Origin of the sequence: Archangium sp. (genome assembly GCF_036389735.1) — a bacterium.
Lineage (GTDB): Bacteria > Myxococcota > Myxococcia > Myxococcales > Myxococcaceae > Archangium.
This window is the reverse complement of the sequence record NZ_DASVWK010001000.1, coordinates 1-8,699: the sequence shown is the minus strand read 5'-3', so window position 1 is coordinate 8,699 and position 8,699 is coordinate 1. Positions and strand designations below refer to the sequence as shown.

The 8,699-nt window shown below is 71.4% G+C and carries 6 protein-coding genes; 4 read left to right on the top strand and 2 right to left on the bottom strand.

The window, feature by feature from the left end; genetic code table 11:
• The 4 genes from VF794_RS35755 to VF794_RS35740 form a co-directional block, all read left to right on the top strand.
• Nucleotides 1-607 (top strand): sensor histidine kinase (locus VF794_RS35755; RefSeq protein WP_331117603.1); only part of this gene is annotated, 607 nt, incomplete at its 5' end.
• 80 nt (nt 608-687) lie between these two features.
• The gene (locus tag VF794_RS35750; protein ID WP_331117602.1) at nt 688-1,626 is read left to right on the top strand and encodes a FecR domain-containing protein; all 939 of its coding nucleotides are present in this window, start codon (nt 688-690) and stop codon (nt 1,624-1,626) included.
• Nucleotides 1,608-3,578 carry a hypothetical protein gene (locus tag VF794_RS35745; protein ID WP_331117601.1) on the top strand — a complete coding sequence of 657 codons (1,971 nt, stop codon included), beginning with the start codon at nt 1,608-1,610 and terminating at the stop codon, nt 3,576-3,578. Before VF794_RS35750 ends, VF794_RS35745 begins: the two co-directional genes overlap by 19 nt.
• The gene (locus VF794_RS35740) at nt 3,565-4,683 is read left to right on the top strand and encodes a hypothetical protein (RefSeq protein WP_331117600.1); all 1,119 of its coding nucleotides are present in this window, start codon (nt 3,565-3,567) and stop codon (nt 4,681-4,683) included. The genes VF794_RS35745 and VF794_RS35740 overlap by 14 nt, the downstream gene beginning before the upstream one ends.
• A 21-nt stretch (nt 4,684-4,704) precedes the next feature.
• On the opposite strand, the gene VF794_RS35735 is transcribed toward VF794_RS35740, so the two are convergent.
• Nucleotides 4,705-5,922, bottom strand: a complete 1,218-nt coding sequence (locus VF794_RS35735; protein ID WP_331117599.1) for a sensor histidine kinase — start codon at nt 5,920-5,922, stop codon at nt 4,705-4,707.
• Nucleotides 5,923-6,064: 142 nt separating this feature from the next.
• Nucleotides 6,065-8,699 (bottom strand): hypothetical protein (locus VF794_RS35730; RefSeq protein ID WP_331117598.1); only part of this gene is annotated, 2,635 nt, incomplete at its 5' end.

Below are 8,699 nucleotides of genomic sequence, written 5' to 3'. Positions count from 1 at the left end.
GTCGCTGTCCTCCGAGGAGGTGCCCGCCACCTCGCCCCTGGGCCAGAGCCTGAGGATGGCGCTCGAGCAGGCCCGCCGCATGGCGCGCATCATCCGCGAGCTGCGGCAGATGGCGGAGCAGGAGCGCGAGGGGGCGGGTCGTCCACTGGAGCTGGCCCAGCCGGTGCGCGCGGCGCTCCAGGAGGTGCGCGAGGAGCTCGAGGCGCGCGGGGTGTCGCTGACGTGTGAGCTGTCCGAGTCGGTGCCGCGGGTGCTGGGACACGCGGACCAGCTCCAGAAGGTGGTGGCCCACCTGCTGCAGAACGCCGTCACCGCGATGCCCGAGGGCGGCTCGCTCACCGTGGGGCTCTCGGCGGTGGAGAGCGACGCGGTGTGCCTGTCGGTGAAGGACACCGGCAAGGGCATTCCCGAGTCGCTGCGCGAGCGCGTCTTCGATCCCTTCTTCACCACCAAGGACGAGCCGGGGCGGGTGGGGCTGGGGCTGTCGGTGGCCCACCGCATCATCGAGGCCCACCACGGTCGCATCCGGCTGGAGAGCACCGAGGGACAGGGGACCACCGTGACCATCATCCTCCCCGCGGCCGGCGCGGAGGCACACCTCACATGAGTTCCTCGAGTGAGGAAGGAGTCCCCCATGCGAACGGTACGCGACACAGGGATGGCGTGGGGGAGCGGGGAGGGCCGGTCGTGACGCCACCTCCTTCGCGAGATTCATTGGGATGGGCGTTGGTGCTCGGGCTGGGTCTGGTGCTCCTGCTCGCCGTGGGCGGGTGGCTCGTCTTCGAGCGCTTCGTGGCGTCCCCCGTGGAGTCGAGGCCGCCCCCGGTGGTGGTCTCGGACGTGCGCGCCACCGTCGTCGAGGTGGTGGGCGCGGTGGAGCGGACCCGGGGCGAGACGTGGGTGGAGCTTCAGGTGGGTGACGCGCTCGCCCCCGATGACTCCGTCCGCACCGGCGCGGGGGCTCGGGCGGACCTGCGGGTGGGGAATGACGCCTCGCGTCTGTCCATTCCGGAGCGGTCCGAGGTTCGGGTGGGCGAGGTGACGCGCGCCGTGCACGCCTTCGACCTGGCGCGAGGCCGCATCGACGTGGACTACCAGGCCGAGAACGACCGGGTGCTGCGCGTGCGGAGTGACAACGGCACCGTGGCCGAGACCCGTTCGGCGCGCTTCACCATGCTCCGCAATGGAGCGAGGGTGGCGGTGACCACGCGAGGCGGCTCGGTGAGCTTGTCGTCCGCGGGCTCCACCGTCGAGGTGGGCGCCGGGCAGCAGTCCTTGGTGTTCAAGGGGGCGAAGCCGCTCGACGCGGAGCCCATCCCGGTGGACGTGCTGCTGAAGGTCGCCACGCGGGCCTCCTCCAACGAGGCGTTGTGCCTCTCCCTCGTGGGGACGGTACGCCCGGGGTCGGAGGTGCTCGTGGAGGGCGAGCCCGCAGAGGTCTCCAGCGATGGCTCCTTCCAGGCGGACGTCCCCCAACGGGAGGGTCTCTCGCGGGTGCGGATCCTGGCGAAGGAGCCTGGTGGCGCCATGCGGGAGACGCTGGTGGCGTGTCGCCCTCGCGCGCGCGACGGGCTCCCACGCAAGGCGCTGGAAACGGTGAAGTTCCGGTGGGAGAGGAATCCCTGACTGACGCCATGTGCTCGCGCCCGGCCCATCTCGTGCTGCTGCTCTGGGGGTTGTTGGTGGGCGTGTGGCCCGCCCGCGCCGCTGGAGCGGAGACCGCCCAGGCGACTTCTCAGGGGCGCATCCGCATCCAGTGCGTACCGGGACACGTGTTGCTCGGAATGGAGCGCGAGACGGAAGTGCGCATCGAGCTGGAGCCTTCGGCCACCGGGGTCGAACTGTTCGCCAGTCGCGGCGAGGTGGGCCCGCTGACGCGGGTGGGGCCGGGTATCTTCCGCGCCACCTACGTGCCGCCCCGACAGAACCTTCCCGTGGTGGTCATCCTCGCCGCCCTGGCTCAAGGAGCCCAGGGGGTGGTGCTTGATGGGTGGACGGAGCTCCCACTCTGGGGCCAGGGCGAGGCCGAGGTGCGCACCCGCCCCGGAGCGCCCGTCACGCTCCAGGTGGGCAGCAAGAACTACGGACCCATCTCCGCGGACGCCAACGGGGTGGCGCGCATCCCCGTGGCGGTGCCGCCCGGTGTGCACGAGGCCTTCTTCGGGCGCAAGCGGATCGACCTGGGCGTGCCGCCGCAGCCGTTCATCCATGCTGTCGCGCAGCGCCGCGAGCTTCAGGCCGATCGCGAGGAGACGGTGGACATCCGCCTCTACGGCATGACGCCGGAGGCGCGGACGCAACGCCCGCCGGCCTACGCGTTCTCCGCCTCGCGAGGCACCGTGGGCGCGCCGACCGAGGTGGGTCCGGGCGTGTCCGTGGTGCGGTGGACCGTGCCCCCGGGAGCCCCGGGAACCCTGGAGCTGAAGGGCTCGGTGCCGGGAGAGCGGCGGTGGTCCTTCACCGCCCGGGTGTCGGCGGTGCCCGGTCCCGCACGTCGCTTCGAGATGCGGGTGGATCGGGAGGTGCTCGTGGCCTCCGAGGAGACCCGGCTGGCGGTCCAGGTCTCCGCGCGGGACGCCGTCGGCAATCCGGCGCGGGTGGACCTGCGGCTCGACTCCAACCTGGGGAGCGGGGTGACGCTCACCGAGCGCCAGGTGGGAGAATACGCGGGGGTGCTCCAACTCACGCCGAGCTTCGGTGGGCGCGAGCGGCTCGAGCTGCGGCTGCTCGCGGAAGGCGACTCCGCTCCGGTGCTCACCCGGACCGTGGCGCTCCGCGCCGCCGCACCCGCGCGGGTGACGGTGGAGCCCCTGTGGCCCTTCCTCGTGGCGGATGGTCGCTCCGAGGCGTTCTGGCGCATCTCGGTAACGGATCGCTTCGGCAACCCGGTGCCGGAGCCCTGGCCCGAGGCCTTTCCCCCGGGAGCGCCGCCGAGCACGATCCTGTCCCGGCAGGCGGGCATCTATCAGCTGCGGTACGTGCCGCCCGTGACGTTCGTGGATCACTCCTCCGAGCTGGAGGTGCGGGTGGGGAAGGTGAGCGGGCGTGGCTCCGTCTCGCTGCTGTACCGGCGCCCGATGCTGATGGTGGCGCCGCGCCTGGGCCTGGTGACGAACCTGGCGGACGTGGTGGCTCCGTCCGCGGGAGTCCGGCTGGAGCTGTGGCCGGCGCGCCCGTTACCGGACCTGGGAGTGATGCTCGACACCAGCTACCTGCGTGCCTCGCGCGCGGGAGGGGCCACGGTGCCCGGCTTCACGGGGTACGGCGAGTGGCTGGACGTCTCCCTGGCCCTGGCCTGGCGCACCCCGCCGGGCAAGAGGTTCCAGGGTTGGGTGGCGGCGGGCCCGTCGGTGACCCGGGTGCGCGGTCGTTCGCGACTGGCCGGGGGGCCCGCGCTGGAGGAGGCCGCGTGGGTGCTCGGAGCGCAGGCGATGGTGGGCGCTGGCATCCCGTTCGGACCGGGGCTGCCCTTCCTCGAGGCGCGTTTCTGCTGGTTCGACGATCCGGGCCTCCACGTGCTGCGCGGCGCGCTGCGCGGCGGAGGCCTGCACCTGGGGTACCGCCTTGAGCTCTTCTGACCGTGGTTGGCCCTGGCCGCGCGTGCTGCTGTCCCTCTGCGTCCTCGGGCTCGCCTGTGCCCGGGAGCCGGGCGCCGAGTATGATCCCCGACCCCTGCGCATGGTGCCGGGCTGGGGGCTGAACTCCGGGCCCGTGGCCGTGGTCATCGAGGGAGAGAACTTCCGGGCGCTCGCCACTCAGCACATCGGTGGACAGGAGCCGGTGTCGGTGGACGCGCGCTTCCAGGCCTTCCTGGGCGAGGTGGCGCTCGAGGACGTCACCCTGGAGGATACGCACACGCTGCGCGCCCGGGTGCCCGAGGGGCTCGCGCCCGGCTGGCACACGCTGGCGGTGGTGGGGCCCCTGGGCCGACACGTGGAGCTGCCGAGGGCCTGGTTCGCCTCGGAGCGGCCGTTGGCGCTACTCCAGGGCCGTGGAGCGTTGGCGCTGACGCGGGTGGAGGTGGGGGCGCGGGTGCGGCTGCTGCTGACGGTGGAGAACGTGGGGAGCACGGCCGCGCTCGGCGTCGTGCCGGTGCTGAGCGCGCTGGGCGAGGGGCGGGTGGAGCGCCTCTCGGAGCCAACGCCAGCCAACATCATCCCGGGCGGGAGCGTGGCCTTCGCGTGGGAGCTCTTGGCCACGGCGCCCGGAGAGGTGGGCTTCTCGGTGGAGGCGGTGGGGAACGAGCAGGAGCTGGGGCTGGAGTTGCGGATGTCGGGCGTGGACGTGGGGCGACTGGAGATCCGCCCGACCCCTGGCAGCCTGACGGCACGCTTCTTCCCCGTGCCCGAGCGGGTCGACCTGGGGAAGACGTTCGACATCGCGCTGGAGGTGACGAACCCGGGTGGCCATCCGGTGCGCGGGGTGAGGCCCGAGGCCATGGGCTCCTCGGGGACCGGCGGGGTGACGCTCATCATGGGGCCGGAGCCGGCGAGCGCGGACATTCCAGCGGGGGGGAGTGTCGTCTTCCGTGGACGGCTCATGGGCGTGGCCGAGGGCCCCTGTACCTTCCGCGCGGGAGCCCGCGGCGTGGAGCAGTCCAGGGGCGTCACGGTGGTGGCCCTGCCCGTCGAATCGTCCCTCGTGCGTGTGCAGCGGCCCGAGGGGGCCCCCGACGGGTTCTGAGCGCCAACCGGGGCCGCTACCTCACGAGGCCACGGCGCTCAGTTGCTCCGGGGCGCGGGCGGCGCGCACGTGCGGGGGCAGCTCCAGGCGGAACGTGGTGCCCTTGCCCGGGCAGCTCTCCACGGACAGGTTGCCCTCGAAGCTGTCGACGATGGACTTGCAGATGAAGAGGCCCAGCCCCGTGCCCTCGCCCGCGGGCTTGGTGGTGAAGAAGGGCTCGAAGAGGTGCGCCATGTGCTCGGGCGCGATGCCCGTGCCGGTGTCGGTCACCTCGGCGCACGCCTCGCCGTTGGGGCCCGTCCACAGCCGGACGCGGATTTCATGATCCTTCCCGTCCTCGGGGATGGCCTGGGCCGCGTTGACCACCAGGTTGAGGAAGACCTGGGCCAGACGGGCCTCGTTGGCCAGCACCAGCGGCACGTCCTGGTAGTCGCGCACCACGCGCGCCCGGTAGCGGATGTGCACCAGCGCCATCTTCAGGGCCGCGTCGAGCACCTCGCGCGGATCCACCAGCACGCTCTCGTCGTCCGAGTCCCGGGCGAAGGCCTTCACGTCGCGGGCGATGTGGCGCACGCGCTCGGCGCCCTCGCGGATGTCGCGCAGGGTGGACTCCACCGCCTTGAGCCGCTCGGCGAAGGAGCCCAGCTCCGCGGCCGGCCCCTCGCGGCGACCGTGGCGCTCGAGCGCCTTGCCCAGCGAGGGCAGCTCCTCGTCGAGCCAGTCCAGGTTGGAGAGGATGTAGGCCAGGGGCGTGTTCACCTCGTGCACGACCCCGGCGGCCAGCACGCCCAGCGAGGCGAGCCGGTCGGCCTGCACCAGCATGGCCTGCATGCGCTCGCGCTCCTGGCGCATCTGCCACTGCTCCAGGGCCAGCTTGATGCGGTGCTCCAGGGCGTCCACCTCGAAGGGCTTGAGCAGGAAGTCGAAGGCGCCCAGACGCAGGGCCTCCACGGCGCTGTCCATGTTGCCGTAGGCCGTGACGACGATGGCGTTGCACCCGGGCTGGGTCACCCGCAGCCACTTGAGGAACTCCAGGCCGCTCTCGCCCGGCATGTTCTTGTCCAGGAGCGCACAGGCGAAGGTGTGCTTCGTGGCGAGCTGACGCGCGGTGGCGGCGTCCGGTGCCTCGATGGGGATGGCTCCCACGCGCTGGACGATGAAGCCGAGCAGGGTGCGCAGGGACGGCTCATCGTCCAACACCAGCACGGTGGCTGGAGCGGGGCTGGTATTCGTTCTCATGCGCGGGGTCCTCCAACAGGGTGGGACCAACCTGCTGTCGCCCTCCGGGAGATGCAAGGGATCGAGCACATTCCGAGATTCACGGAATGCCTCGAAATGCCGGGCCCTGTTGACTGGTGGATGGAAGAGGACCCGCCGAGCCCTACAGGCCGATGCCCACCAGGTGGAGGTCTCCCAGGCCATCATCGAAGCGCCGGGCGTACTGATAGAAAAGCGACACCGAGGCGGACTGCCCGAAGGTGGTGCGCAGGAAGAGCGCGCCGCCCGCGGCCCGGTGGTCGTTCCTCAAGTCCGTGCGCGCCCAACTGCCGAAGGCCTCCAGCTCCACCTGGCTGATGAAGAAGGAGGGGAAGAGCCAGAAGAAGGACGTCCAGCCGTGGTCGATGACGAAGCGGTAGCGGTAGCGCACATTTCCAATGAGGACGTTGCGCGCGCTGAGGGCGTAGTCCTCGTAGCCGCGCAGGTACTCGGAGAAGGTGGTCCCCGGCTGGAGGCTCCGCGGCAGGTCGCGCGTGTCCTCGGGGCCCTGGCGGCGTTGGAACACGGGCGTGCCGAGCTGGACGCCACCCACCTGGAGGAGTCCCTCGGGCCCGTTGGGCAGGAAGCGGCCGAGGGCGGAGAGCTGGAGGTTGTCGCGCTGGAGCAGGGGAAGCCCCGGCACGTACGCGTCCACCGTGGCGCGCACGTCGCCGAAGGGCTGGGTGTCGTCGAAGGCGAGGGGGTACACGCCAGCGGCCAGTGAGAGACCGAGGCCGCGCTGCGTGCCCCCGTAGGCGGTGCTCTCCCCGGCGAAGTAGGAGATGGCGGCCTCGGGCCCGAGGAGCGAGGTGCGCACACCGGGGAGGGTGGAGGTGGAGAGCCAGTCGCGGCGCATCGCGAGCAGGCCGAAGGACACGGGCGTCGTCCAGAAGGAGCGGGACATGGACAGCGAGGCCTGCAGGTCGCGCCGGTCGTTCAGCAGGGTGCGCTCCGCGGACAGCTGCACATACCAGGGGGCGGGCAGGGCGTTGCCGTAGGAGAAGGAGATGCTCGGGTCTCTCGTCTTGGAGTCGAGCTGCACCAGCAGCGCGTACTGGTGGAAGCCCAGCCGGTCCTGTCCCGCGAGGGCCGCGCCGCCGTAGAGGGTCCAGTCCAACCTGTCGCCGTCTCCCTCCGGCAGCGCGTAGATGTACGGGAGGCGGAACTCGGGAAGGAAGAAGTGCTCCATCGGCGAGTAGGGCTCGTCGGAGAGGATGTCCAGCTCGCGTCCCAGGAAGGGAGCGGACGCGACCGGGGAGGACTCGGCCTCGGCCACGGCCTGGGTAGCGGCCACCGGGGCGATGGGGGCGCGATCCAGCGAGAAGTCGAAACCCTCGCGGTTGAGGAAGACGACGTCGGAGTCACCGAGCGGGGCCACGTCCATCACCAGGTGGGGGGCATCGGTGATGCGGGTCGGCTCGCCGCCGGCCACGTCGAGGAGGTGCGCCTGCCAACGGCCCTGGTGCTCGCGCACGAAGACGAGGCGGTTCGCGTCCAGCCAGCGCGGGGCATAGTTGAAGTGCGTGTCGTCGGTGAGCGAGCGGAGGGTACCGTCCGTCTCCCGAAGCGCGAGGTTCCAGCCCCGCTCCGTCATCTGGGCGAAGACGATGCGTCCATCGGCGGCCACCGAGGGCGGCCCAAGCGACGTGCGTCCCTCGAAGCGCGTGAGTGGCGTGCGCTCGCCAGTGGAGAGGTCCAAGCGGTGGAGGTTGGCGGTGTCCCCTTCGATGTGAAGGAAGACATAGGCACCGCCATCCGGGGAGACGCCGCCGCCCATGCCCTCGAGGCCCTCCCAGGTGTTCACCACCTCGCCGGTACGCGCATCCACCCGCCACACCCGGGCGAGGTAGCTGCCCAGGCTGTCGACGTCCGAGGCGAGGAGGAAGAGGGAACTCCCGTCGGCGGTGAAGGACAGGCCACTCATCACCGTGGGGTGGGTGGCGATCCACCGGCGGCCCGGGAAGAACTGGGTGAGGGAGCGGTGGAAGCGGACGGAGCCGTCGCGCTCGCGCACGGTGAGGCTCGGCACTTCCTCACGGCCCGCGGACACGGTGGCGATGGCGCCGTCCGCTGGTGAGGCCGCGAGCCGGGCGAAGTTGCCCACCTCCGGGGCGAGCACCTGCTGGTTCGCCGGGCGCTGGCGCCGCTCCAGTTGCTTGGAGAGGTCCTTGGAGAACTCGTCGAAGAGCCCGCCGAGGGTGAGGCCGTAGACGCGCTTGAAGCGCAGCGTCACCCCGAGCGGGGACAGGATGGACTCGCCCTGCTCATCCACCAGTTGCCACAGCTTGTCCTCGCCGTACCGGGTCGCCAGCCACGCCACGAAGTAGCTGCCGGTGAGGTAGTTGCCGCCGAAGGGCTCCATGCGCCGGTGCTCGGGAGAGAGGTAGCCGGGGTGGAAGTCCCCCTCGAGCCGCTGGGTGGCGGCCTCGAAGAAGCCGCTCCATACGGGGCTGTGCGGGCGCCCCCACTGCTTGCCGAGCCGCCCCTCGTAGTAGGTGGCGAGCCCCTCGAGGAACCAGGATTCGGTGAAGAGGTTGGGCTGGAAGAGGCCGCCGGTGAGGGCGTTGAGGCCGAACCACAGGCCGTCCGTCTGCTGCATCTGCACGTAGTGGACGGACTCGTGGCAGCCCACCTCACCCAGCTCGGACGGGCCGAAGCCCAACAGGGCGAAGAGCTCCAGCGTCATATGGGACGGCATCACCATCTGCTGGGGGATGCTGGAGACGTCCGGCATCACGTACGCGTTGTTGAAGTCCGCG